This window comes from Herbiconiux solani NBRC 106740, assembly GCF_001571005.1.
GTDB lineage: Bacteria > Actinomycetota > Actinomycetes > Actinomycetales > Microbacteriaceae > Herbiconiux > Herbiconiux solani.
This window is the reverse complement of record NZ_BCST01000004.1, coordinates 269618-295381: the sequence shown is the minus strand read 5'-3', so window position 1 is coordinate 295381 and position 25764 is coordinate 269618. Positions and strand designations below refer to the sequence as shown.

Below are 25764 nucleotides of genomic sequence, written 5' to 3'. Positions count from 1 at the left end.
GCCGCCGTGGGCGATTTCGCCGCGGCCGGGTTTCGTGGTTACTGTCTCCTAGACCCGCCGCCGATCCCTCGATCGGCTGCGCAGCGAAAGGATCCCCCATCACCTCCGGAAGCGTCGCCCTCGACGAGCAGACCGTGCGCCTGGGTGCGCGCATCCGCTCGGTCCGTCAGGCCCGCGGGCTGACGCTCGTCGAGCTGGCGCGGCTCGCGGAGCTGTCGCATCCGTTCCTCAGCCAGCTCGAACGCGGCCAGGCCCGCCCGAGCATGGTCTCGCTCGAGCGCATCGCCCGGGCACTCGGCTCGAGCCAGATCGAGCTCATCGCCGCGGCGACCGACGACCTCGTGCCGAGCGGCACGGGCGACCGGGTCTCGCTCGTGCGCCGCCGCGAGGGGCCGCAGGGGCCGTTCGGCGGAGGGGAGGCGCGCATCCTGGTGCACGGCGACGTGACGTTCATCCCGATGGAGTTCCGCGGGTCGAACCGCACCCCGGGCGAGTTCTACCGGCACGACGAGGACGAGTTCCTGCACGTGGTCGACGGCAGCGTGCTCGTCGACCTGGCCGACGAGGGCAGTTACGCGCTCGAGCCGGGCGACTCCATCCACTACGCCGGGGGCACGCTGCACCGCTGGCACACCCCGGCCGGCGGCGAGTACCACCTGTTCATCGTCAAAGAGCGGAGGGCGGGATCGTGAGCGGAGCTCTTCCCGAGTTCGAACTCGTCGTCACCGAGGCGCGATCGGTCGCGGTCGACGTGCTGATGCTGACGCTGCGGGCCGCCGACCCCTCGGCGGGGCCGCTGCCGGAGTGGCTGCCGGGAGCGCACCTCGACGTGCGCGTGCAGCCCGGCGTCGAGCGGCAGTACTCGCTCTGCGGCGACCCGGCCGACCGCGAGCACTACCGCATCGCGGTGCTGCGGGAGCCCGACGGCCGGGGCGGGTCGGAGCACCTGCACGCCCACGCGGCGGCGGGCACGGTGCTCACCGCCCGCGGGCCGCTCAACCACTTCGCCCTGGTGCCGCCGGTCGCCGGTGCGCGGTACGAGTTCGTGGCCGGAGGGATCGGGATCACGCCGCTGCTGCCGATGCTCGACGCGGTCTCGCGGGCCGGCGCCGAGTTCGTGCTGCACTACGCCGGGCGGTCGCTCGAGCGGATGCCGTTCGTCGACGAGCTGGTCGAGCGGTACGGCGACGCGGTGTCGGTGTACGCGGCGGATGCGGGGCGGCGGCTGGATCTGGGGGCGTTCGGGCGGGAGCTGGCGGGGGTGCCGGATTCGGCGGCGCCGGGCTTCGTGTACTGCTGCGGGCCGGCGCGGATGCTGGCCGAGCTCGAAGCGGTCGCGGTCTCGGCGGGCTGGCCCGCATCCGCTCTGCACCTGGAGCGCTTCGAGGCGCGCGAGGCGACCGAGCCGGTGCGGCACGAGTCGTTCGAGGTCGAGCTCGAGCTCTCGGGGATGACCCTCGAGGTGCCGCCGGACAGGACGATCCTCGACGTGGTCGAGGAGGCGGGTGTGCTCGTGCTCTCGTCGTGCCGCGAGGGCACCTGCGGAACCTGCGAGACCCCGGTCGTCTCGGGCGAGGTGGATCACCGCGACTCGGTGCTGACCCCGGCCGAGCAGGAGTCGAACGAGGTCATGATGATCTGCGTGTCCCGCGCGGCGTGCCCGCGGTTGGTGCTCGAGCTCTGAGCTCTGGGCTCTGAGCTCTTCCTGGCGGCCCCTGACTGTCCTCGAGCCGTCAGTTGTTGTCGCTCGATCGCTCGGATGGCGACAACGAGTGACGGGTCGCGGACAGCGGGCCGCGGACAGCGGGTTGCGTCAGCCGGTCAGCGGGTCAGGCGGCTCGGCGGGACGCCAGGAGGGTCGTGAGGTCAGCGGCCAGGGCGTGCTCGTCGTGGTCGACCAGGCGGTAGTCGCGCACGACCACGCGGCCGCCAACGACCACATGCTTCGGGCGCCGGCCCGGCGACGCCCAGAGCAGGCCGGCGACGGGGTCGGCGACCCCCGCATCCGCGACGCCGCTCACGTCCCAGACGCAGAGGTCGGCCCCGGACCCGGGCCGAAGCGTGCCGAGCTCGGGCCGGCCGAGGCCGAGGGACGACCCTTCGGTCGCCATCGACAGGATGCGGCGGGCCTCGATGGGCGGCCCGACGAGCGGGGCGACCTGCATGGCGAGGCGCGCATCCGCGAGCAGGTGACCGGCGTCGTTGCTGCCGCCGCCGCTCGTGCCGAGGCCGACCACCACGCCGGCGGCGAGCAGCGCGGCGACCGGCGCGATGCCCCAGCCCATCGGCAGGTCGCAGCCGGGGGCGTGGGTCGCGGTCACGCCGCGCTCGGCGAGCAGCGCGATTTCGGCGTCGGTGACGGCGCAGAGGTGGGCGAGCGTGACGTCGTCGGCGAGCCAGCCCCACTCGTCGAGCAGCTCGATCGGGCGGCGGCCGTACTTCTCGAGGGCGATCGCGACGTCGACCTGCTCGTTGGCCTGGGTGCGGCGGCGGAGTCCGCGGCGGGACGCCACCTCGCCGAGCAGCCGGAAGGTCTCGGCCGAGTCGCTGTGCACGCCGGCGGGGCCGACCGCGAGCTGGAGGAGGCCGTCGGCGGTGATGCCGTTCGGACCATCCGGAACCAGCGCGTCGGCGATCGCGTCGGCCGAGGCGGCGGCCTGCTCGGGGTCGTCGCGGGCCGAGCCGCGCACGAAGGCGAGCCGCCCTCCGAGCTCACGGGCGGCGGCCGCGGTCGCGCGGGCGATGCCGACATCGTCGCTTCCGGCGGGCCAGGTCAGGTGGTGGTCGGCGACGGTCGTGACACCGTCGAGCAGGCCCTCGGCGACCCCGACCAGGGCGGAGGCGCGGGCGAGTTCGGGGTCGATGCCGATCGCGGCATATTCGGCGGCCATGCGCGGGAGCCATTCGTGCATCGCGACGCCACGGGTACCGGGGAGGGTGCGGAAGGCGCTCTGCAGGAGGTGGTGGTGGGCGTTGACGAGGCCGGGGGTGACGATGCAGCCGGAGGCGTCGAGGGTGGTGGGGGCGTCGTCGCTTTGCTCGTCGTCGGTTCGTTCGTCGTCGGCGGCGTCGCGTCGGACGGCGTCTCGGCGGCCGGCGCTGTCGGTGGCGGCGTCGCCGTCGGGCAGGACGACGTCGGTGAGCCGGAGGTCGCGCGGGCCGGTGGGCGTGCCCTCGCCCAACTCGGTTCCGGCGTCGATCACGGTGCGGAAGGCGTCGCGGATGATCAGCATGGTGAAGTTCTAACACGATCATGTGTCAGGCTGATTGCACGGATGGAGGGAGCCGGCCCGATGCTCGAACTCGCGGATGCGCTGCTCGGCTCGCTGGCGTCCGGGCGGAGGCTGGCCGTCGCCACGGTCGTGGCCGTCGACGGCAGCGCCCCTCGGGCGCTCGGCACGTCGATGGCGGTCGACGACCAGGGCCGCGTGATCGGGAGCATCTCCGGCGGCTGTGTCGAGGGCGCGGTCTACGACGCCTGCACCCGGGTTCTTGACACCGGGGTGGGCGAGGTCTGCGAGTTCGGTTTCACGGATGCCGACGCCTTCGAGGTGGGTCTCGCGTGCGGCGGGCGCCTGCGGGTCTTCGTGCAGGAGCTCGGCCTCCCCGGTGCGCGATCGGAGGTCGCTCAGGGCGTGCTCGAAGAACTTCGCCGTGCCCGCGACGGTCGCGCGGCCGGGATCGCGGTGGTGCTCGGGGCGGATGCGGGGGGCGCGGCCGGACTCCGGCTGGTCACCGCTCACGCGGATGCCGCGGGCGAGCAGGGTGCCATCGGTGAACCCGACACTGCGGTTGAGCAGGGTGCCGCGGGCGGGCCGGACGCGGTGAACGCGCGGGACGCGACGGGTGAGCCGGACGCCGTGGGGCGGCGGGTCTCGGAGGAGCTGCGCGCGAGCATCCATGCCGGCCGCTCGGTGCACCGTCGCGTCGACTGCGACGGCCGGGTGGTCGAGGCGGTCATGCTGGTGTCGGCGCCGCCGCCGCGCCTGATCGTGTTCGGCGCCGTCGACTTCTCGGCCGCCCTCTCCCGCGCCGGAGCCGTCCTCGGCTACCGCGTGACGGTCTGCGACGCGCGGCCGGTGTTCGCGACGGCCGATCGCTTCCCCGACGCCGAGGTCGTCAACCGATGGCCGAGCGACTACCTCGCCGAGACCGAGGTCGACGAGCGCACGGTCGTCTGCATCCTCACCCACGACGACAAGTTCGACATCCCGCTGCTCGAGACGGCGCTGGCCCTGCCGGTGGCGTATGTCGGCGCGATGGGTTCGCGCACCACGCACGAGCGTCGGCTTGCGGCGCTCCGCGAACGGGGGATCGACGAGGCCGCCCTCGCGTCGCTCCACTCGCCGATCGGCCTCGACCTCGGCGCTTCCACGCCCGAGGAGACCGCGGTATCGATCCTCGCCGAGGTGCTCATGGCGCGGAACGCCGCCTCCGCCGCGCCCCTCCGTGCGACGTCGGGCGCGATCCACCCCCGTGCGGCTGCTGCGGCAGCAACACCCGCGGCGGCTGCACCCCCCGCGCCCTCGGCGACGTTGTCCGCGACGGCGGCTGCCACCGACACTGCGCCCGCGAGTGCGGCTGCCTCGACGGCCGTGCCCATGACGGCCGCGTCCACGCGGGAGGAGTCGCGGTGAGCGGGATGCGCACCGTGATCGAGAACGCCTACGTCGCCACGGTCGACGCCGCCGGCACCGAGCACGACCGCGGCCACGTCGTGGTCGACGGCGACACGATCGTCGCCGTGGGCTCCGGCCCGGCACCGCGCTGGGCTCTCGACGGCGAGCCCGTGCCGAAACAGGCCGGTGCATCCGGTGACCTGCTCGCGAACCAGCCCGGTGCATCCGGTGACCTGCTCGCGGACCAGCCATGCGCATCCGGTGACGTGGTCGGCGCGGGCCGGCCCCTTGCATCCGTTCGGCGGGTCGACGGCAGCGGGCACCTGCTGACGCCGGGGCTCGTGAACACCCACCACCACCTGTACCAGTGGCTGACGCGGGGGATCGCGCAGGATGCGATCCTGTTCGACTGGCTGACCGCGCTCTACCCGACCTGGTCGCGAATCACCGCCGGTACCGTCGGGCCCGGCGCCCTCGGCGGGCTCGCGGTCGGCGCGCTCTCGGGCTGCAGCACGATGGGCGACCACCACTACGTGTTCCCGCGCGGGGGTGGCGACATCCTCGGCTCGATCGTCGACGCCGCAGCGACGCTCGGTGTTCGGCTGCACGGCACCCGCGGCTCGATGGATCTCGGCGCCTCGCAGGGCGGTCTGCCGCCGGATTTCGCGGTCGAGACCACCGACGCGGCACTGGAGGCGAGTGCGGATGCGGTGGCGCGGTTCCACGATCCGTCGCGCGCTTCGATGACCCGCATCGCAATCGCCCCGTGCTCGCCGTTCTCGGTCACGGCCGACCTGCTCCGCGAGGCGGCGGTGCTCGCGCGGTCGCTCCCCGGGGCGGTGCGCCTGCACACGCACGGCTCGGAAACCGTCGAGGAGGACGCGTTCTGCCTCGAGCGGTTCGGCCGCACGCCGACCGAGTACCTGGAGGAGCTGGGTTGGCTCGGCGACGACGTCTGGATGGCGCACTGCGTTCACCTCGACGACAGGGCGATCGGCCGGTTTGCGGCGACCGGGACCGGGGTGGCGCACTGTCCGAGCTCGAACGCGCGCCTCGCGGCCGGCATCGCGCCCGTGCCGCAGCTGCTGGCCGCCGGCGTGCCGGTCGGGCTCGGCGTCGACGGATCGGCGTCGAACGAGTCCGGGGAGCTCGGCACGGAGATCCGGATGGCGGTGCTCATGAACAGGCTGCGCGGGGGCGCGGCCGCGATGAGCGGGCGGGATGCGCTGCGCGTCGCGACCATGGGCGGCGCGCGCGTTCTCGGGCGGGCGTCGGAGATCGGGTCGATCGAGGTGGGCAAGCTCGCCGACCTGGCGCTCTGGCGGATCGACGGGGTCGCGCACGCCGGGATCGTCGACCCCGTGGCCGCGCTGACCCTCGGGTCGCAGCCGCCGCTCGCACTGCTGCTCGTGAACGGCGAGGAGGTCGTGCGCGACGGCCGGCTCGTGCGCGCCGACGAGCGGGCCGTGGCGGCGGGCGTCGAGCGGGCGGTGGGGGAGTTGCTCGGGCGGTAGGGGTTCGGGGGCGGGGCAGCGCGCTGGGAGTCAGAGGCCGACGAGGAGGGACGCGGCGATGGCGACCATGACCACCGCGATGACGCCGTCGAGGATGCGCCAGGCCACCGGGCGCGCGAACACCGGCTGCAGCAGACGCGCGCCGAAGCCGAGTGCGGTGAACCAGACGATGCTGCCGACCACGGCACCCGCGCCGAAGAGCCATCGGGAGTCGCCGTGGGTGTTCGCGACCGAGCCGAGGAGTACGACCGTGTCGAGGTACACGTGCGGGTTCAGCCAGGTCAGGGCGAGGCAGGTCGTGATCGTCGCGGCGAGTCCAGGGAGCGAGCGCGGCTCGGACGCCTCGAGCGTCGCGGGCCGGAGAGCCCGCCGAGCGGCGAGGAACCCGTAGACCAGCAGAAACGCCGCCCCACCGATACGGGTGACGACCATGAGCCAGGGCACCTGCTGGAAGATCAGGCCCACCCCGCTGATCCCGAGGCCGATCAGCACGGCGTCGGAGAGCGCGCAGATCGCCACGACGACGAGCACGTGGCTTCGGAGGAGACCCTGGCGGAGCACGAAGGCATTCTGCGCGCCGATCGCGACGATCAGCGAGAGGCCGAAGCCGAGACCGGCGAGGATGGCGAGGAAGTCGAAGGGCACCCTCTGACGGTAGAGCGGATGCTCTCAATAGCCCAGCTTGTCTTCCTTACGAATCATTAGACTGGCTGATCATGGACTTCGATCTCCTGCAACTCGCTGCGCTCCGCAGCGCCGTCGACGAGGGCACGTTCGAGGCGGCGGCACGGGCGCTGCGGGTGACGCCCTCGGCAGTGAGCCAGCGGATCAAGGCACTTGAATCGTCGGTCGGACGCGTGCTCCTGACCCGCACCAAACCGATCAGGCCCACCGAATCGGGGGTCGCGCTGCTCCGGCTGGCCCGGCAGATCGGAACATTGGCTGACGACGTCTCGCGGAGTCTCGGAGAATCCGGAGGCTCGAGCGATGGATCGGCGGGGGATTCAGGTTCGGGCGCCGGCCCAGGTTCGCCCGGTTTCGTGCCTGTGCGGATGCCGATCGCCGTGAACGCGGACTCACTCGCCACCTGGCTGCTGCCCGGGCTCGCGGGGCTGGCCGCCGAGGTGGCGTTCGAGTTCTTCCGTGAGGACGAGGGCCACACGACCGCACTCCTCCGCGAGGGAACCGTGACGGCCGCCGTCACCGCCACCGCCCACCCCGTTCAGGGCTGCTCCTCGACGCCGCTCGGGGTGATGCGGTACGAGCCGATGGCGAGCCTTGAGTTCATGGCCCGCTGGTTTCCGGATGGTGTCACGGCCGAGGCGCTCGATCGGGCCCCCGTGGTCATCTTCGATCGCCGCGATCAGCTGCAGGACGTCTACCTGCGCTCTCGCGCCGCCCTGGGCAGTGGCGCCGAGGAACGGCCGATTGATCCTCCCCGCCATTTCGTCCCGGGGTCGGTCGACTTCACCGAGGCGGTGCGCCTCGGGTACGGGTGGGGCATGGTCCCGGAGCAGCAGCAGGACCAGCGACAGCCGCAGCACCCGCGAGCCGAGGCCACGACCGCGGCCGATGACCAGCGAGCCCTTGTGCGAATTGACCCGGGCTATGTAGTCGACGTGCCGCTGTACTGGCAGCAGTGGCAGCTCCACACTCCCACGCTCGCGCGCGTCGCCGAGCAGGTCCGACTCGCCGCGGATGCCGCTCTGAGACCCATGCCTCGCAGCTAGACGTGCCCGTTCAGGCCGGGTTGAGCATCCTCCAGACGCGGTCGCGGGAGAGCGGGAGCTCGTGGGGGCGCACACCCGTCGCATCCGTCACGGCCGCCGCAAGAGCCGCCGCGATCGGGTTGTAGGGGGCCTCGCTCATCGACTTCGCGCCGAAAGGCCCGACCGAGTCGTCGGTCGCGGCGAACAGCACCTCCGTCGGCGGGATGTCGGCCAGCTGCGGAAGGTGGTAGCTCCGGAACACCTGCGTGGTCACTTCGCCCTGGTCCATGATCATCTCCTCGTACAGCGCCGACCCGATCGCCTGAGCGACCCCGCCTTCGATCTGCCCTCGGAGCTGCTCGGGGTTCAGGATGAACCCGGGATCGGCCGCATGCACCGACTGCAGGATGCGCACCTCCCCGGTCGTCGAGTCGACCGCCACCCGGAACGCCTGCACATTGAACGCGAGCGACCGGAGTGCTCCGTCCTCGCTCCCTTCGAGCGTGATCGACCCGCCCGCCGAGGCCGCGATCTCGGCCAGCGGCACGAAGACCTCGCCGATCCGCACGCCCTCGGGCTCGAGTACGCCCTCGCTCCAGGCGCCGGCGAGCTGCGACGCCTGACGAAGGATGGCGCCGCGCAGCGAGAGGGCCGCCGAGTAGAGCGCCTTACCCGCGACCACGCTGCCCGCCGAACCGAACGCGCCCGTGTCGAAGGGTGCGGCATCCGTGTCCGACTGCCGGATCACGATCCGGTCCGCGGTCGTCTCGAGCACCGTCGACGCGATCTGCTGGTGCACGGTCGTCGTACCGTTGCCGAACTCCGAGGTGCCGACGCCCGCGATGTACCGGCCCTCGGCATCGAGGGTCATCGTGACCGTCGAGAAGTGGCCGCGCGGCGGCATCGTGGCGATCATCGCCGGCGCCATCCCGACACCCACCGACCACTGCGGCCCGACGGGCGCCTCGACGCCGTTGCCCTGCTCGAGGGCCTGCTGCACGAGGTCGAGGCACTGGTCGAGCCCGTAGCTGCCGAAGATCAGATCATCGCCCTCGACGTGCGAGGCGACCAGCGGATCCCCGGGCCGCACCGCGTTGCGGCGCCGCAGCTCGAACGGATCGATGCCGAGGTCGATCGCCAGCTGGTCCATCGCCGACTCGATCGCGAACACCACCTGGCCCAGGCCATAGCCGCGGAAGGCACCCGACGGGATGTTGTTCGTGTAGACGACCTCCGCATCCACCTTCTTGGCCTCGGCCCGGTAGAGGGCGACGCTCTCGCCGACACTGTGGAACATCGTGCCCGGACCGTGGTTGCCGTACGCCCCCGTGTCGCTCAGGACGTCGACGGCGAGGCCGCGGAGGGTGCCGTCGCTCTCGGCCGCCAGCTCGACCGAGACCCGCATCGGGTGCCGGCACGGAGCGATCGTGAACTCATCCGTCCGGGTGAACTCGAACTGCACCGGCCGCCCGGTCTTGAGCACGGCCGCCATCACGACGTCTTCGGTCAGGATCTCCTGCTTGCCGCCGAACCCGCCGCCGACGCGGGCCGTGAACACCCGGACCTGCTCGGGCGGGAGGGCGAAGATGTGGGCGAGCTCGTCGCGCACGAGGAACGGGACCTGCGTGCTAGTGCGGAGCGCGATCCGCCCGTCGTCATCGACCCAGCCCACGGTGCCGTGGGTTTCGAGTGCCGCGTGCGAGACGCGGTGCGTCTGCCAGGTTCCTTGGACGTGCGCCGCCGCGCCCGCGACGGCCTCGGCCATCGAACCGATCTCGGTGTGGACCGAGGCGATCACGTTGCGGTCGGGTTCGCCGATTCGCGACGCCACGGGATCCTTGTCGCCGTGGATGCGCGGGGCACCCGGGCTCCTCGCCTCCTCGGGATCGAAGACCGCCGGCAGCAGCTCGTACTCCACCTCGATCAGTCGGCACGCGGCCTCGGCGATCCGGATCGAGTCGGCGACGACCGCGGCGACGCGCTGACCTCGATACCGGACGACGGTGTCAAAGAGCGCCATGTCGTCGGGGTCGTCGGTGCGGAACTGGTGCCGCGCCGTGGAGTACAGGCGGGCGGGGGAGTCGGCCGCGGTCAGCACGGCGTGGACGCCGGGAAGCGCCTCAGCAGCCGACGTGTCCATCGAGAGGATGCGCGCGTGGGCATGCGGGCTCTGCAGGAGCTTCAGGTGGACGACGCCCGGAACCGCGACGTCGAGCGTGTACGGCTCCCGCCCGGACACGATCCGGGGGCCCGCCGGTGCCTTCACCGAGGTGCCGATCGTTCGCGGTGCACGTCCTTCGCGGGTACCCGTTGCCCGCACCGGCGTCGAGAACGACTCCCGCACCGGTTCGACCACACTGGTGCTCGCATCCTCAGGCAGCTCGACCCCGTGGTGGTCGCACACGCCCTGGCGGATGGCCGCGTCGACCGACCGGTAGCCCGTGCACCGGCAGAGGTTGCCCTTGAGCAGCCGCGGGAGGTCGTCGAGCTGCTCGGGCTTCAGCGTGGTCGCCGTGACGACCATGCCCGCGGTGCAGAACCCGCACTGGAATCCGGCATTGTCGACGAAGCTCTGCTGCACGGCGCTCAGGTCGTCGGGGTCGCCGAGGCCGGCGACGGTCGTCACGATCCGGTCTTCGACCCGGTAGGCCGGGTAGACGCACGAGTGCACCGGCAGGCCGTCGACGATCACCGAGCAGGCTCCGCAGTCGCCGGAGTCGCAGCCCTTCTTGACCTCGAAGTGCCCCTGGTCGCGGATGAAGGTGCGAAGGCACTGCCCCACCGCGGGCTCGGCCTCGATCTGCTCGCCGTTCATCACGAATCTCATCGCGCCACCGCCCCTTCGTCGTCACGATCGCCGAGCTCCGAGCGGATCTCCTCCGCCAGCAGAGCCGACACCGACCTCCGCCAGTCGGCCGCGCCGTGCGGGTCGGTGAACCAGGTCGTCAGGGCGAGAACGTCGTCGCGGAGGCTCGTCGCAGCTTCCACCGATTCGTACCGGAGTTGCTCGGGGTGAACCGTCGACCCCGAGACCGTCAGCACGAACGACCCGTCGGGGTCGACGCGGCCCACCACGACCGTGCCGGAGCGACCGATCGGCGAGAGCGCGATCTTGCGATAGGCGGTGCGGGCGAGCAGCGACGACTGCGGCACGAGGAGCGACCTCAGTACGTCGCCCGGGTTGAGCGCGTTCTCGCCGTTGCCGGTCACCAGCCGCGCCACCGGCATCCGTTCATCCGTGCCGTCGGCGCGCCAGACGAGCGCCTCGGCGTCGAGTGAGGAGAACAACGAGGTCATCGGGCCGGCCGGGAGCGAGGCGCAGATGTTGCCGCCGACGGTCGCGACGTTCCAGACCTTGAACGAGCCGAGGAGTGCCGTGCAGCACTGAAAGAAGAGTGGATGCGCCGCCCAGCCCCGATCATCCGGCAGCGCGGCGAGCTCTGCGAGCGTGCACGTGGCCGCGACCTCGAGGCCCTCGTCGGTCACGGTGAGGCTCGGCCAGTGCAGCGTCATCAGGTCGACCAGCCCGGTCAGGTGGTCTTGCACCTCGGAGAAGAGCCACGAACCCCCGGCCAGAGGGACGACCCGCTCGTCGAGCGCCCTCAGGTCGTCGCGATGGCGGGCCGGAACGAGGGTGGTGAGGGTGTTGAGATCCACGTGGTGCTCCGATCGGTGCTGTGCACTCAGTAGACCGTAACAATGTGTCTGCTGTGTAACGACGGCCCCGTTCTGGGCACAACTCGTCCGGGCAGCCCGCCTGTGGAGGAGGCGATGGGGTTCTCGGGTGCTCAGCCCAGCGCGGCGACCCACTCCGTGGAGCCGTCGTCGAACCGCTGCTCCTTCCAGATCGGCACGGTCGCCTTGACGTCGTCAACCAACTCGGAGCAGGCGGCGAACGCGGCCCCCCGGTGAGCGGACGACACGGCGCAGGCGAGCGCGAGGTCTCCGACGACGAGGTCGCCGGTGCGGTGCACGATCGCAACCAGGACCTCGGGGTGCGCGGCCACGATCCTCTCGGCAGACGCGCGGATCGCCTCCTCGGCCGCCGGATGCGCGGAGTACGACAGGGCGTCGACGCCTCGCCCCTCGTCGTGGTCGCGCACGACGCCGGCGAAGGTCACGACCGCACCGGCGGCGGCGTCCTCGACGGCCGCCGTGCACTCGTCGAGCGTGATCGCGGTATCCGCGATCCGCGCGATGCGCACCGCGGACCGATCGACTGAGGACTCCTCAGTTCCGATGTCAGAGGGGTCTGGCATGGTCACCTCCATGAATCTGATCCATCAGGTGCCCGAGCAACGGGCCGAGAACCGAGAGCCCGTCCTGCACGCCCCCGCGCGAGCCGGGAAGATTGACGACCAGGGTCTGGCCGGCCACACCCGCGATCCCTCGCGAGACGAGGGCGAACGGAGTGGAGTCGCCTCCGACGCGGCGCATCTCCTCGGCGATGCCGGGCAGTTCGAGGTCGAGGTGGGGCCGGGTCTGCTCGGGTGTGCGGTCGGTGGGCGAGACGCCGGTACCACCCGTGGTGATCACGGCGTCCGCACCTCCGTCGATCGCCTCGCGCAACGCCGCTCCCACCGGGTCGCCGTCCGGGACGACGACGACCGTCGCCGCCCAGCCGCGCGCGTGGAGCCAGTCGCGGATGTCCGGGCCGGTCTCGTCCTCGTAGATCCCGGCGGCGGCCCGGTTCGAGGCGACGACGACTACCGCGGTACGCGGGACGCCCTCGCCGAGCCGGGCTCGGTCCGCGTCGCGGTGGTGGTGCGCCTGGGCGTCGTGGTCAGCGTGTGCATCGTGGTCCCGGTGATGGAGGGCGTCACGGATGCCGTGGTGGTGGCTGCGCTCCTGGCCGGCCTCGCGCTCGGCGTCAGCAGCGGTGTCATGGCCAAGGTCGTGGCCCGCGCCTTCGTTCACGCGGGCGGCCGTCGTGCCGTCGTCGGTGTGGCCGGTCATTCGCGGCTCCAGTCGCCGCTCGCGCCACCGGATTTCGAGAGCACTTCGATGTCGGTCACCCGTGCGGCGCGGTCGACGGCCTTGATCATGTCGTACACCGTCAGCGCCGCCACCGAGGCGGCGGTGAGAGCCTCCATCTCGACCCCGGTGACGCCGGTCGTCTTCACGGTGGCGGTGATCCGCACGGTCGTCTCGCCGACGGTGAAGTCGATCGTCACGCCCGAGATCGGCAGGGGATGGCATAGCGGGATGAGGGTCGACGTCTGCTTGGCCGCCATGATCCCCGCGACCCGAGCCACCGCGAGGGCCTCGCCCTTGGGGAGCTGCCCGGCCGCGAGCAAAGCGATGACGTCGGCCCGGGTGTGGAGCACCGCCTGGGCCGAGGCGATCCGCTTGGTGACGGCTTTGTCCGAGACATCCACCATGTGGGCGGAGCCGTCGGGGGTGACATGGGTGAGGGAGTCGCTCTCAGCCATCGATCCTCCAGTAGTCGAGTGGGTCGCCGGCCGCCACGGCCGAGACGCCGACCGGCACGTGCACGAGCGCGGTCGACTGGGCGTAGGAGTGAAGCAGATGGCTCGAGGGGCCCCCGACGAGGCTCAGGACCCCGTCGGCGTCGACCACTCCGCGCCGCAGTTGGTGATGGTGAGGCGGGGAGTCGAACGACTCTCCGGCGATCCCGCGGCGCAGTTCGCGATCCGGTGCCGCCGCGCCCTGGGCGGCGAGCAGTGCCGGGCGCAGGAACGCCTCGAAGGAGACGAGAGCACTCACCGGGTTTCCGGGCAGAGACACCACCGGCCGGCTCATGCCGTCGAGGTCGGCGAGACCGTGACCCTGCGGGCCGCCCGGCTGCATCGCGACCTTCTCGAACCGCACTCCGCGGGGCTCGAGGGCGTCGCGAACGACCTCGCGCGCTCCGGCGCTCACCCCTCCGACCGTCACGATCACATCCGCGTGGGACGCGTGGCCGAGCAGCAGCGCGAGCAGGTCGTCCGCGTCGTCAGAACGGCAGGGGCGCGGATCGACTTGGCAGCCGATCTGCTGCAGCGCGACCGTGAGGGCGACGCTGTTGGAGTCGAAGATCTGGCCCGGGGCGAGCTGCGAGCCGGGTTCGCGGATCTCGTGCCCGGTCGAGACGAGGAGCACGCGAGGCTGGCGGCGCACCTCGACCGAGGTCGCTCCCGTTCCCGCGATCACGCCGTACTGGGAGGCGCCGAGCACGGTTCCGCCGGTCAGCAGCACCTGTCCGGCGGTCACGTCGCTGCCGGCCGCCCGCACGAACGTCCCGACCGCGATCGGCGAGGTGAACCCGACGACCGGTGCGGCGGCCGCGCTTTCGGCCACGCGATCGTCGAAGAAGACCGGCGGGTCGGCGCGCTCGATCTGCACCACCGCATCCGCACCGGCCGGTACGGGTGCGCCGGTCATGATGGGTGTCGCCGTACCGGGGAGGTGGGTGGCGAAGGGGTCGCCGGCCGCGATCCGCCGTGCGGTGGGCAGGGTCACCGGATGCGCGGGGTCGGCCTCCGCGAGATCGTCCGCCCTGACCGCGTAGCCGTCCATCTGCGAGTTGTCGAAGGAGGGCAGGCTCGAAGGGGAGATGAGGTCGGCGGCGAGGACGCGGCGGGCGTACCGGGCCGGATCGGCCGCGATCGCCGCGGCGACGACCTCGAGAGTCTCGGGTTCGCCCTGAGAAGGAAGATCGGACAGCAGCGCCGTGACGTCGCGGCGGTGATCGTCGATCGTTCGCATACCCCCAGTCTGCCGCATGCCCTACGCCGCCGACCCATCTCTCAGCCGGGTGCACCCACGGGGGCCTGCCGAGCCGGTCTCCGTCGCGCGTAGGCTGATGGCATGAGCGTTGCTCTCGGTATGCCCGACGTCCCGCCCGCCCCCACCGGTGGACGGATCGTGGCGACGCGCCCGCGCGCGGGCAACCCCGCAGCTGACACGAACGGCGTCGGCGCCGACAGGGGAGCCGCCATGGTGACGGCGACCGCCCCCCGCCCGCCCGTGGTCCTCCCGCCCGAGCGCCCCGAAGCCGCCGGACTGCTCGACCGCTTCGCCCGGCAGGCCACCGACCTGCGCATCTCGCTCACCGACCGCTGCAACCTCCGCTGCACCTACTGCATGCCCGCCGAGGGGCTGCCCTTCCTCCCGCCGCCGGCGCTGATGTCCCGCGAGGAGATCACGCGCCTGGCCCGCATCGCGGTCACGGACTTCGGGGTGCGGCAGATCCGCTTCACCGGGGGAGAGCCGCTGCTCCGCAAAGACCTCGTCGAGATCATCCGCGACGTCGCGAGCCTCGAGCCGCGCCCCGAGATCTCGCTCACCACCAACGCGATCGGCTTGTCCAGCCGTGCCACGGCGCTCGCCGAGGCGGGCCTGGACCGCATCAACGTCTCGCTCGACTCGATCGAACCCGAGACCTTCGCGAAGATCACCCGGCGCCCTTTCCTCGCGCGCGTGCTCGCGGGGATCGACGCCGTCGGCGCCGCCGGCCTCGTCTCGACCAAGATCAACGCCGTGCTCATGCCCGGCATCAACGACGACCAGGCCGTCGAACTGCTCGAGTGGGCGCTCGCCGGCGGCCACCAGCTGCGGTTCATCGAACAGATGGCCCTCGACGCCGACCACACCTGGAACCGCGACGAGATGATCACCGCCGACGGCATCCGCGCCCGTCTCGCCGAGCGCTACCTCCTGAGCCCCGACGAAGCGCCGCGCGACGGCGCCCCGGCCGAGCTGTACCAGGTACGCGAGCGTTCGGATGGCCCCGACGGCCCAGTTCTCGGGCTCGTCGGCGTGATCGCGTCGGTCAGCGAACCCTTCTGCGCCGACTGCCGCCGCACCCGCCTGACCGCCGAAGGAGGAGTGCGGAGCTGCCTGTTCTCGCACACCGAGACCGACCTGCTCGGTCCGCTCCGCGAGGGTGCCGACGACCGCGAGCTCGCCGACCTCTGGCGTGCGGCGATGTGGGCGAAGCCCGCCGGCCACCAGATGAACGAACTCGGATTCGCCCAGCCCGACCGCCCCATGAGCGCGATCGGCGGCTGAGGTGACCGTACGCATCCGCTATTTCGCCGCGGCGAAGGCCGCCCTCGGCGTGGGCGAGGAGACCCTCGACGCCGCCGGTTCCACCGTGGGCGACGTGCTCGACGACCGTGCGACGACAGCTCAGGATGCGTCGGGTGCGGGGGCGGTCATCGCCCGTTGCTCCTTCATCCTGAACCGTCAGGCCACGACGGACCGCTCGATCGTGCTCACCGACGGCGACGAGCTCGACGTGCTGCCGCCCTTCGCGGGCGGCTGACCCGCAGGCAGCGGCTTCACGGGAGAGCGCGGGCTGCCGGCGGCCCGGCGCGGCCGCTCAGTACCGCGGCTTGTCCGGCTCCACGTCCTGCACCCAGGCGTCGATGCCGCCGCGCACGAAGACGACGTCCTCCCAGCCGGCCCGCTTCAGCGTGGCGGCGGCGTGCTGCGAGCGTCCGTCGTGGTGACAGTGCACGATGACCTTCTCCTGCGGGGGGAGGATCTCGCGGGCCGCATCCGTCAGGATCTGCCCGAGCGGCACCAGTTCGGCGCCGTCGATCGAGACCAGCGCGTGCTCGTGCGGCTCGCGCACATCCACGAGCACGAAGTCGGCCTCCCCGGCCTCCCGGGCGGCGAGCAGTTGCTGCAGCTCGGTCACCGAGATCGAGTCGGACGAGGCGCCAGCAGCGCCAGCAGCCCCGGTAATCGAGTCGTTCATGGTCTCCCTTTCGAAGAGCTTGGTGGCGGGCCCGGCGGATCCGGCGCCCTGCTGGGCGAAGCTGTACGGCTCGCCCACGTTCTTGGCCCCCTTGCCCGAGCGGGCCATGGTCGACCCACGGGACGGCCCGGGGCCGAACGGCACGTCGCGCCAGGTGCCGTCGAGGGCGTCGAGCACGAGCATCCGGCCGAGGAGCGGCTCGCCGTACCCGCCGATCAGCTTGAGCGTCTCGGCGGCCATGACCGCACCGATGGCGGCGCAGACCGGGCCGAGCACGCCGGCGACCGAGCAGGTGGCGGCCGGATCGGCATCGGGCTGCTCGGGGTAGAGGTCGTCGAGGGTGCGGTCGAGTCCGTCGGGCGCCGTCGCCCAGAACACGGTGACCTGTCCGTCGAAACGCAGCACCGAGCCCCACACCAGCGGCTTGCCCACGAGGGTGCAGGCGGCGTCGATCACGTACTGCACCCCGAAGTCGTCGGTGCCGTCGACGACGACGTCGTACTCCGAGACGAGCTCGAGCACGTTCGACGGATCAACCAGCGCATCGTGCTCGATCACCTCGACCAGCGGGTTCTGGGCCCGCACCGCGGCGGCGGCCGATGCGGTCTTGCGGAGGCCCACCGAGGCATCCGGGTGGATGGTCTGACGCTGCAGGTTCGAGGTCTCGACCGTGTCGTGGTCGGCGATGCCGATCACGCCGACTCCCGCCGCCGCGAGGTACTGAAGCACGGGGGAGCCGAGGCCGCCGGCGCCGATCACGAGCACCCGTGCGTCCTTCAGCCGGCGCTGGCCCTCGAGGCCGATCTGCGGCAGCGCGATCTGGCGGGAGTACCGCAGCAGTTCGGCCCGGGTAAGCTCGGGGCCGGGGGAGACGAGGGCCTGCAGGGTCATGGTTCCAGCGTACGGTCTGCCCGGCGGGTGAGGGCGCTGCACGAACGGGCTGAGGATCGCCCTCTTACGTGCATATGGCACGTCTGGACGCGATCTTCAGCCCGTTTGTGCACGCACACCCGCCAGGAGCGTTCGCAGACGGCCGGGATGGTGCGCGTCCCGGCCCAGGAGTACTCTCGCGCCCATGACGCTCCGTTTCGAACAGATCGTGATCGACAGCATCGACCCGCGCGCGCTGGCCGCCTGGTGGCGCGAGGCGCTCGACTGGCAGACCACCTACGAGTCGCCGGCGGATGCCCCGACCGAGGAGATCGAGGTCGAGATCGCGCCCGACGGCGAGACGCACCCGAGCCTGCTCTTCGTCCCGGTGCCCGAGGCGAAGACGCTGAAGAACCGGCTGCACTTCGACTTCGTGCCCGACGATCAGGCCGTCGAGGTCGACCGCCTGCTCGCCCACGGCGCCACCCGGGCCGACGTCGGACAGAAGGACGTGACCTGGGTTGTGCTCGCCGACCCCGAGGGCAACGAGTTCTGCGTGCTCAGCGCGCGATAGCACGCACCGGCACGCACCTGCCCGCAACAGCCCGCGACAGCCAGGACCAGCACGCGCCAGCCCCCGATAGCACGCCCCAGCGCCCGCCTGACGCGGATCCGCCCGCCGATTCGGTACCGTAGGGTCACCTGACCCCACGAAAGGCGCCCGTGTACCTGAAGAGCTTGACCCTCAAGGGATTCAAGTCCTTCGCCAACCCCACCACCTTCGCCTTCGAGACCGGGGTGACCTGTGTCGTGGGCCCGAACGGTTCCGGCAAGTCGAACGTGGTGGACGCGCTGGCCTGGGTGATGGGCGAGCAGGGCGCCAAGACCCTCCGCGGCGGCAAGATGGAGGACGTCATCTTCGCCGGCACCTCCACCAAGGGGCCGCTCGGCCGCGCCGAGGTCACGCTCACGATCGACAACGCCGACGGTGCGCTGCCGATCGACTACTCCGAGGTCACGATCAGTCGCACGCTGTTCCGCAACGGCGGCAGCGAGTACGCCATCAACGGCGAGAGCTGCCGGCTGCTCGACGTGCAGGAGCTCCTCAGCGACTCCGGCCTCGGCCGCGAGATGCACGTCATCGTCGGTCAGGGCCAACTGGATGCGGTGCTGCACGCGACCCCCGAGGGCCGGCGCGGCTTCATCGAAGAGGCCGCGGGCATCCTGAAGCACCGTCGCCGCAAAGAGAAGACGCAGCGAAAGCTCGAGGCCATGCAGGCGAACCTCACGCGGCTGAGCGACCTCGCGGGCGAGATCCGGCGGCAGCTCAAGCCCCTCGGGCGCCAGGCCGAGATCGCGAAGGAGGCCCAGTCGATCGCCGCCGTCGTGCGCGACGCGAAGGCCCGGCTGCTGGCCGACGAGGTCGTCGGGCTGCGTACCGCGCTCGACGCCGCCGCCCGCAGCGAGAGCGAGCGGCACACCGAGCGCATCGTGCTGCAGGAGCGCCTCGAGCAGAACCAGCTGCGCATCAACCGCCTCGAGCAGGCCCAGGTCGGCGACGCCGTCGACCTCGCCCGTCGCACCGCCTTCGGCCTCGAATCCGTGCAGGAGCGACTCCGCAACCTCTCGAACCTCGCTCACCAGCGGCTCGCGCTGCTGGGCGGCGAGGAGGGGGTCCCGGATGCGGCGCCGAGCGTGAGCCCCACCATGGTCGCCGACTCGCGTGACGAGGTGGTGCGGCTCCAGGGCGAGGTGGCCGGCGCTCAGCAGGCGTGGGAGTCGGCGCAGCAGGGGACCGCGAAGGCGCGCGCCTCGCTCGATGCCCTCGACGAGCAGATCGCGTATCAGAGCTCGCTCGTCTCCAAGCACGATCTCGAGCTCTCCAAGCTCACCGGCCAGCTCGAGTCGGCCAACTCCCGGCTCGCCGCGGTGCGCGGCGAGGTGCTGCGTCAGCAGAACGCCCTCGACGCCGCCGAGGGGCGCCGGGACCGCGCCCAGGCTGAACTGCAGGCCGCCGAGGCGGAGGCCGCCACCGGCGAGATCGACGAGACGGATCTCGACGAGGCCTACGAGTTCGCCCAGTCGAGCGTCTTCGAGGCCGAGGGCGAGATCGAGCGACTGCGCGAGGAGCTGCACACCCACGAACGTGAGCGCGACGGCCTGGCCGCACGCGCGAGCGCCCTCACGATGGCGCTCGACCAGAAGGACGGCTCGGCCGAGCTCGTGCAGGCCCGGATCGCAGGTGTCCGGGGTCTGGTCGCCGAGCACGTGAAGGTGCATCCCGGCTACGAGGCCGCGATCGCCGCGGCGCTCGGGACGCTGGCGGATGCGGTGCTCGCCGACGACGTCGAGTCGGCGGTCGCTGCGGCGACGGCGGCGGCGGAGGGCGACATGGGGCGGGTGGAGCTCGTCATCGCGAACCCGGCCGGGAGCGCCTCGGGAGGGGCTTCGGGGTCGTCTTCGTCGGTGCAGTCGCTGACGGACGGGCGGGAGGGCGTGGTGCCGGCCGCATCCGTCGTCACCGGACCGGACGGGGTGCTCGGAGTACTCGGCTCGATGATCGTGGCCGACGACCTCGCGACCGCCCGGGAGTTGTGGGCGTCGCTGGAGGACGGGGAAGCGAAGGGCGATTCAGCCGGTTCTGCGCTGCCCGGCCTGCCTGCTCTGCCCGGCCTCACGGTCGTGACCAAGGCGGGCGAGGTGCTCACGCGCTACGTGCTGCGCGGCGGCTCGGGTGCCACCCGCTCCCGCATCGAGCTGGTCGCCGAGCGCGACGCGGCCGCCGCGGCCCTCGACGAGATCGCCTCGCTGATCGAACGGGCCCGCTTCGCGCTCGCCGAGCAGCGCGGGATCGTGCAGGTCGCGAAGGAGCAGTCGCAGGCCGCGCTGACCGCGCTCCGCGAGCACGACTCGGTGCTGGCCGCGCGCACCGAGAAGCTCAGCCGGCTGCGCGCGCAGGTCGACGCGAGCGTCGGCGAGCTCGATCGTCTGACGCGGGCGCTCGCCCTCGCCGCCGACTCGGTCGGGCAGGCAGAGTCGGCAGCCGACCGCGCTCGGGGCGAGCTCGAGACGGTGCGCGAGCGGCCTCGGCCGATCCTCGACGTCAGTTCGCGGGAGGGCCTGCTCGCCGAACTCGAGGCCGCCCGCGAACGCGAGATCGAGACCAGGCTCGGAGTCGAGACCGCCCGGGAGCGCGTGCGCGCCGAGCAGGCCCGCACCGTCGCGCTCGAACGACAGCTCGAGGCCGACCGTGCCGCGGCCGAGGCGGCGGCGCGCCGTGCCGTGATCCGGCGCCGGCAGATCGCGGCGGCCACCGCGGTCGCCGAGGCTCTTCCTCCTGTGCTCTCCTCGGTCGACCGCTCGGCGCGCGAGGCCGCCGTCGAGCTCGCCCGCCGCGAGGCCGAGCGGGCCGAGCAGAACGAGGAGCTCCTCGCCCTCCGCCGCGACGAGGCCGCCCTGCGCGAGCGCCTGCAGTCGATCACCGAGAACATGCACGGCCTCGAGCTGCAGATCTACGAGAAGAAGCTGCACCTGTCGAGCCTGCTCGAGCGGGCGGGATCCGAACTCGGACTCGTCGAGGACGTGCTCGTGGCCGAGTACGGGCCCGACCAGCGCATCCCGGACGACGACGCCGTCGCCCTCGTCGACACGAGTGCGGCGGCCGTGGCGAAGGCGGCGGCTGCGGTGGGTTCTGACGACAAGAAGGATGCGGACGCGGACGAGGATGTCGAGGAGCGCGCATCCGACGACAATGCAGATGCAGATGCAGATGCAGATGCAGATGCGGATGCGGACAGCACCGCCGACGACCGCGACCGGTCCGGCCGACCCGGCCCCGTGCATCCGGCGCCCCCGCTCACCGGCAAACCGTTCGTGCGCACCGAGCAGCAGCAGCGCCTCGCGAAGGCCGAGCGCAAGCTCGCCGAGCTCGGCCGCGTGAACCCGCTCGCCCTCGAGGAGTTCGACGCGCTCGAGCAGCGGCACAAGTTCCTCAGCGAGCAGCTGACCGACCTCACGAACACCCGCAAGGACCTCCTCACGATCATCGAGGAGATCGACGAGCGGATGCAGACCATCTTCGAGAGCGCCTTCGAAGACACCCGGCAGGCGTTCACCGAGGTGTTCCCGGTGCTGTTCCCGGGCGGGACCGGGTCGATCTCGCTGACCGACCCCACGAACCTGCTCACGACCGGCATCGAGGTCAGTGCGAAGCCGGCCGGCAAGAAGATCGAGCGGTTGTCGCTGCTCTCGGGCGGCGAGCGGTCGCTCGCGGCGGTGGCGCTGCTGATCGCGATCTTCAAGGCGCGCCCCAGCCCGTTCTACATCATGGATGAGGTCGAGGCCGCCCTCGACGACGCCAACCTCGGCCGGCTCCTGACGATCTTCGAGGACCTCCGCGAGACCAGCCAGCTCATCGTCATCACCCACCAGAAGCGCACCATGGAGATCGCCGACGCCCTCTACGGCGTCTCCATGCGCCAGGACGGCGTCAGCGCTGTCGTGGGCCAGCGCGTAGGGAAAAGCTAGCCCGCCAGTCGCAAGCCGCGGGCCCTTCTCGACGACCCAGGGTGAGCGCGCCGCCGCGGAGCACGACCGTAGGCCGGGCTCCGCGACGGCACGCGAACATGTCGCCCGCGCCGCAGAGGCGGCGGCGTGGCAACTAGTGCGTCGAGGGCTCCGTCTCGATCTCGGTGCGGTCGCCCGACCAGAGGGTGTGGAACGTGCCGTCGCGGTCGACGCGCTTGTAGGTGTGCGCCCCGAAGAAGTCGCGCTGGCCCTGCACGAGCGCGGCCGGCAGCCGCACCGAGGCGAGCGAGTCGTAGTACGACAGCGCCGACCCGAAGCCGGGCACCGGCACCCCGGAGAGGGCCGCAGTCGACACCACACGGCGCCAGGCGGCCTCACCCTCGGCGACGGCCGAGGCGAAGTACGGGTCCTCCAGCAGCGTCGCGAGCGACGGGTTGTTCTCGTAGGCCTCGACGATCCGGTTCAGGAACTGCGCCCGGATGATGCAGCCCGCCCGCCAGATCTTCGCGACCGCACCCTTGTCGATGTCCCAGCCGTACTGGGCGGCGCCGGCGATGATCTCGTCGAAGCCCTGCGCGTAGGCGACGACCTTCGAGGCGTAGAGGGCGGCGCGGATGTCGTCCGCGAACGAGTCCACATCCACCTCGACGACGTCGGGTCGCGAGGTGATCGTCGCCTGCACGGCGGCGCGCTGAGCGGGCTTCGAGGAGACCGAGCGGGCGAAGACGGCCTCCGCGATTCCGCCGACGGGCACGCCGAGGTCGAGGGCGTTCTGTACGGTCCAGGCGCCGGTGCCCTTCGCGCCGGCCTGGTCGAGCACGACGTCGATGAACGGCTTGCCGGTATCGGCATCCACCTGCTTCAGCACCTCGGCGGTAATCTCGATCAGGTACGACTCGAGGTCGCCCGAGTTCCAGGTCTCGAAGACCTCGGCGAGTTCTGCCGGCTCGCGCTTGGTGATCGTGCGGAGCAGGTCGTAGGCCTCGGCGATCAGCTGCATGTCGGCGTACTCGATGCCGTTGTGCACCATCTTCACGAAGTGGCCGGCGCCGTCGGTGCCGATGTGGGTGACGCAGGGTTCGCCCTCGGCGACGGCGGCGATCGACGAGAGGATCGGGCCGAGGGTCTTGTACGCCTCGGCCGTTCCGCCCGGCATGATCGAGGGGCCGTTCAGCGCGCCCTCCTCGCCGCCGGAGATGCCGGTGCCGACGAAGTGGATGCCCGTGGCCGAGATGTCCTTCTCCCGGCGGATGGTGTCGTGGAAATTCGCGTTGCCGCCGTCGACGATGATGTCGCCCGGCTCGAAGCGCTCGGCGAGCTCGGAGATCACGGCATCCGTACCGGCCCCGGCCTGCACCATGATGATCGCGGTGCGGGGCTTCTGCAGCGAGGCGACGAAGTCGTCGATCGACTCCGAGGCCACGAACCCGGCTTCGGGATGCTCGGCGACGAGCTTCCGCGTGCGCTCGGGGGAGCGGTTGTAGACGGCCACCGTGTTGCCCTCACGGCTGGCGAGGTTGCGGGCCAGATTGGAGCCCATCACCGCCATCCCGACGACTCCGATGTTGGCGGTTCCCGACTCTTCTGACATGCGCGATGCTCCTTGTAGACGTGGAACTCCAGCGTAGTAGAGCGGATGCGGTAGAGTGGCTGACTGAACTTCGGCGAGGGATGCGAACGCAACCGCGAGCATCCGTTATCGACGCGGTGGACTGGGCCTAGAACCTCTTTCCTCTCGCTTCATGCGGTCGAGTTGACACCACATAGACGAGGCGGGCCCAGAGCTCGCTCATGAATTCAAGGAGCATCATCATGGCCGACGACACCAAGGTCACAGCCGAGACCCGCACCCAGTTCGGCAAGGGCTTCGCCCGCCGCACCCGCGCCGCCGGGAAGATCCCCGCCGTGATCTACGGCCACGGCACCGAGCCGCAGCACATCATCCTGCCCGGTCACCAGACCGCGCTCATCCTGCGCAAGTCGAACCAGGTGCTCGAGCTCACCATCGACGGCGTCGAGTCGCTCGCGCTGGTGAAGGATGTGCAGAAGGACCCGGTGCTCCAGATCATCGAGCACATCGACCTCATCGTCATCCGCAAGGGTGAGAAGGTCCAGGTCGAGGTCAACGTTCACCTCGAGGGCGAGTCGGCCCCCGGCACCATGGCCACGCAGGACTCGCAGACCGTTCTGCTCGAGGTCCTCGCGACCAGCATCCCCGAGAGCGTCACCGTCTCGGTCGAGGGCCTCGAAGAGGGCTCGGTCGTGCGTGCCGCCGACATCGAGCTGCCCGCGGGCGCCGAGCTCATCACCGACGGCGAGACCGTCATCGTGGGCATCAGCATCCCCGAGGAGGAGCCCACCGACGAGCCCGCCGAGGGCGAAGGCGCTGCCGAGTCGATCAGCCCGGCTCCCGCCAGCGAGTAGTCACCCCGTCTGACCATCGGAGTCACGATCGTGAGCGATTCCGATCTGCGCCTCGTGGTCGGGCTCGGCAACCCCGGGCCCGGCTACGCGGCGAACAGGCACAACGTCGGCCAGATGGTGGTCGACGAGCTCGCGAACCGCATGCGCTCCTCGTTCAAGACGCACAAGGCCAACGCCGTGGTCGCCGAGGGGCGCATCGTGCCCGGCGGGCCGCGGTTCGTGCTCGCGAAGCCGAACACGTACATGAACGTGTCGGGCGGGCCGGTGAACGGGTTGCTGAAGTTCTACGGGATCGCGCCCGAGAATCTGATCGTCGTGCACGACGAGCTCGACATCCCGTTCGACACCCTCAAGCTCAAGCAGGGCGGCGGGCACGGCGGCCACAACGGGCTGCGAGACATCATCGCCGCGACCGGCAGCGCCGACTTCGTCCGCGTGCGCGTCGGCATCGGCCGGCCCCCCGGTCGCCAGCAGGCGGCTGACTTCGTGCTGCAGAACTTCTCGGCCGCCGAGCGCGAGGTGCTGCCGATCCTCGTGGGCGAGGCGGCCGACGCGGTCGAGCTGATCGCGGGGGCGGGGCTGACGGCGGCGCAGCTTAAAGTTCATACGGGGTAGTTCTGTGCCGGCAGGTGAGGGCGGCATGACGAACGGCCCGTCCCGGCAGGTGGGGGCGGCAGGACGTCTTGCTGTGCTGGTTGCCGCGCCGGTCCCTGCCCGGCGCGGGCGACATGTTCGCGTGCCGTCGCAGAACGCGGCCTGCGGTCGCGCTCCCCGGCGACGCGCTCACCCTGGGTCGGCGAGTACGGCCTGCAGCCTTCACATCCGTGCCGGCCGTGTCTAGTAACGTCCGGAATTTCGAGGAGTGACGCCGTATAGGGCAGCGCTCTCCGTTATTTCGGACGTTACTGGTCAGCCTCTACGGGGTCAGGGGCGGAGGTAGGCGTCTGGGGGGAGGGCCGCGAAGAGGGTGACGTAGAAGAGGAAGCCGCAGGCGAGGGGAGCGGCGACGGCGATCGCCATCGCGGCGATGCCGAAGGCGCGGCCCGCCTTGCGCACCGTGGCGACGATGCCCTGCACGATCGCCCAGAGGCCGAGGAGCGTGCCGAGGATGAAGACCCCGCTGATTCCGCTGTTGATCGCGGTGAGGTCCCGTTCGTCGGCGGACGTGATCGAGGACGGGTCGAGCGTCCCGTCCATCGCCGGCACCATGAACGGCGCAATGCCCTGGGCGACGAACGCGCTCACAATCGGTCCGGCCACCAGAACGACCAGGGCCACGACGAACGCGATCACGCCGGCCGTCTTCTTCCGCACCACCGGCACCGGCGCCTCGTACATCGGCTGCCCGTACCCCGGATACGCATACCCCGAATAACTCATACGTCCCCCTAATC

General features: G+C 71.4%; 22 protein-coding genes. 11 read left to right on the top strand and 11 right to left on the bottom strand.

Annotated features, from left to right (window positions below):
* The first annotated feature begins 134 nt into the window (after positions 1–134).
* Together HSO01S_RS09045 and HSO01S_RS09040 are read left to right on the top strand one after the other, a co-directional pair.
* Positions 135–692 carry a helix-turn-helix domain-containing protein gene (locus HSO01S_RS09045; RefSeq protein ID WP_245635946.1) on the top strand — a complete coding sequence of 186 codons (558 nt, stop codon included), beginning with the start codon at positions 135–137 and terminating at the stop codon, positions 690–692.
* The gene (locus HSO01S_RS09040; RefSeq protein ID WP_245635945.1) at positions 689–1684 is read left to right on the top strand and encodes a PDR/VanB family oxidoreductase; all 996 of its coding nucleotides are present in this window, start codon (positions 689–691) and stop codon (positions 1682–1684) included. The genes HSO01S_RS09045 and HSO01S_RS09040 overlap by 4 nt, the downstream gene beginning before the upstream one ends.
* Before the next feature lie 145 nt (positions 1685–1829).
* Here the strand turns inward: HSO01S_RS09040 and HSO01S_RS09035 are convergent, their stop codons facing one another.
* Complete coding sequence (locus HSO01S_RS09035) at positions 1830–3233, bottom strand: amidohydrolase family protein (RefSeq protein WP_084361497.1); 1404 nt, start codon at positions 3231–3233, stop codon at positions 1830–1832.
* Positions 3234–3293: 60 nt separating this feature from the next.
* On the opposite strand from HSO01S_RS09035, the gene HSO01S_RS09030 reads away from it, so the two are divergent.
* Positions 3294–4637 (top strand): XdhC family protein, encoded by a 1344-nt coding sequence (locus tag HSO01S_RS09030; RefSeq protein ID WP_084361525.1) that lies wholly within the window; start codon positions 3294–3296, stop codon positions 4635–4637.
* A 5-nt stretch (positions 4638–4642) separates the two neighbouring features.
* On the top strand, positions 4643–6133 hold the full coding sequence (locus tag HSO01S_RS09025) for an 8-oxoguanine deaminase (protein WP_084361496.1): 1491 nt from the start codon (positions 4643–4645) through the stop codon (positions 6131–6133).
* 30 nt (positions 6134–6163) lie between these two features.
* Here the strand turns inward: HSO01S_RS09025 and HSO01S_RS09020 are convergent, their stop codons facing one another.
* The gene (locus HSO01S_RS09020; RefSeq protein WP_066040523.1) at positions 6164–6778 is read right to left on the bottom strand and encodes a LysE/ArgO family amino acid transporter; all 615 of its coding nucleotides are present in this window, start codon (positions 6776–6778) and stop codon (positions 6164–6166) included.
* Between the two features lie 71 nt (positions 6779–6849).
* On the opposite strand from HSO01S_RS09020, the gene HSO01S_RS09015 reads away from it, so the two are divergent.
* On the top strand, positions 6850–7863 hold the full coding sequence (locus HSO01S_RS09015) for an ArgP/LysG family DNA-binding transcriptional regulator (RefSeq protein ID WP_174522980.1): 1014 nt from the start codon (positions 6850–6852) through the stop codon (positions 7861–7863).
* A 10-nt stretch (positions 7864–7873) separates the two neighbouring features.
* Here the strand turns inward: HSO01S_RS09015 and HSO01S_RS09010 are convergent, their stop codons facing one another.
* The 6 genes from HSO01S_RS09010 to HSO01S_RS08985 form a co-directional block, all read right to left on the bottom strand.
* Positions 7874–10669 carry a molybdopterin-dependent oxidoreductase gene (locus tag HSO01S_RS09010; protein WP_066040520.1) on the bottom strand — a complete coding sequence of 932 codons (2796 nt, stop codon included), beginning with the start codon at positions 10667–10669 and terminating at the stop codon, positions 7874–7876.
* Positions 10666–11499, bottom strand: a complete 834-nt coding sequence (locus HSO01S_RS09005) for an FAD binding domain-containing protein (RefSeq protein ID WP_066040518.1) — start codon at positions 11497–11499, stop codon at positions 10666–10668. The genes HSO01S_RS09010 and HSO01S_RS09005 overlap by 4 nt, the downstream gene beginning before the upstream one ends.
* Before the next feature lie 131 nt (positions 11500–11630).
* Positions 11631–12101, bottom strand: a complete 471-nt coding sequence (locus HSO01S_RS09000) for a molybdenum cofactor biosynthesis protein MoaE (RefSeq protein ID WP_066040796.1) — start codon at positions 12099–12101, stop codon at positions 11631–11633.
* Complete coding sequence (locus HSO01S_RS08995) at positions 12085–12798, bottom strand: MogA/MoaB family molybdenum cofactor biosynthesis protein (protein ID WP_084361495.1); 714 nt, start codon at positions 12796–12798, stop codon at positions 12085–12087. The genes HSO01S_RS09000 and HSO01S_RS08995 overlap by 17 nt, the downstream gene beginning before the upstream one ends.
* Positions 12795–13274 (bottom strand): cyclic pyranopterin monophosphate synthase MoaC, encoded by a 480-nt coding sequence (gene moaC / locus HSO01S_RS08990; protein WP_066040516.1) that lies wholly within the window; start codon positions 13272–13274, stop codon positions 12795–12797. Before moaC ends, HSO01S_RS08995 begins: the two co-directional genes overlap by 4 nt.
* On the bottom strand, positions 13267–14550 hold the full coding sequence (locus HSO01S_RS08985) for a molybdopterin molybdotransferase MoeA (RefSeq protein WP_245635944.1): 1284 nt from the start codon (positions 14548–14550) through the stop codon (positions 13267–13269). The genes moaC and HSO01S_RS08985 overlap by 8 nt, the downstream gene beginning before the upstream one ends.
* Before the next feature lie 231 nt (positions 14551–14781).
* On the opposite strand from HSO01S_RS08985, the gene moaA reads away from it, so the two are divergent.
* Complete coding sequence (gene moaA, locus HSO01S_RS08980; RefSeq protein WP_066040793.1) at positions 14782–15855, top strand: GTP 3',8-cyclase MoaA; 1074 nt, start codon at positions 14782–14784, stop codon at positions 15853–15855.
* A gap of 1 nt (position 15856) precedes the next feature.
* Entirely contained in the window at positions 15857–16111 is a 255-nt protein-coding gene (locus HSO01S_RS08975) for a MoaD/ThiS family protein (protein ID WP_066040512.1), read from the top strand.
* Between the two features lie 57 nt (positions 16112–16168).
* On the opposite strand, the gene HSO01S_RS08970 is transcribed toward HSO01S_RS08975, so the two are convergent.
* The gene (locus tag HSO01S_RS08970; RefSeq protein ID WP_066040510.1) at positions 16169–17440 is read right to left on the bottom strand and encodes a ThiF family adenylyltransferase; all 1272 of its coding nucleotides are present in this window, start codon (positions 17438–17440) and stop codon (positions 16169–16171) included.
* 184 nt (positions 17441–17624) lie between these two features.
* Between HSO01S_RS08970 and HSO01S_RS08965 the strand changes: the two genes are divergently transcribed.
* Positions 17625–17993, top strand: coding sequence for a VOC family protein (locus HSO01S_RS08965; protein ID WP_066040508.1), 369 nt, complete (start codon positions 17625–17627; stop codon positions 17991–17993).
* Positions 17994–18142: 149 nt separating this feature from the next.
* Positions 18143–21946, top strand: a complete 3804-nt coding sequence (smc, locus tag HSO01S_RS08960; RefSeq protein ID WP_066040506.1) for a chromosome segregation protein SMC — start codon at positions 18143–18145, stop codon at positions 21944–21946.
* A 133-nt stretch (positions 21947–22079) separates the two neighbouring features.
* Here smc and gnd read toward each other — a convergent pair whose 3' ends face one another.
* On the bottom strand, positions 22080–23537 hold the full coding sequence (gene gnd / locus HSO01S_RS08955; RefSeq protein ID WP_066040504.1) for an NADP-dependent phosphogluconate dehydrogenase: 1458 nt from the start codon (positions 23535–23537) through the stop codon (positions 22080–22082).
* 221 nt (positions 23538–23758) lie between these two features.
* Here gnd and HSO01S_RS08950 point away from each other — a divergent pair, with 221 nt between their 5' ends.
* Both HSO01S_RS08950 and pth read left to right on the top strand, forming a co-directional pair.
* Positions 23759–24370, top strand: coding sequence for a 50S ribosomal protein L25/general stress protein Ctc (locus HSO01S_RS08950; RefSeq protein ID WP_084361494.1), 612 nt, complete (start codon positions 23759–23761; stop codon positions 24368–24370).
* Positions 24371–24400: 30 nt separating this feature from the next.
* Positions 24401–24985 (top strand): aminoacyl-tRNA hydrolase, encoded by a 585-nt coding sequence (pth, locus tag HSO01S_RS08945; protein ID WP_066040502.1) that lies wholly within the window; start codon positions 24401–24403, stop codon positions 24983–24985.
* Between the two features lie 309 nt (positions 24986–25294).
* Here the strand turns inward: pth and HSO01S_RS08940 are convergent, their stop codons facing one another.
* Positions 25295–25750, bottom strand: a complete 456-nt coding sequence (locus HSO01S_RS08940) for a hypothetical protein (protein ID WP_157078976.1) — start codon at positions 25748–25750, stop codon at positions 25295–25297.
* Positions 25751–25764: the final 14 nt, after the last annotated feature.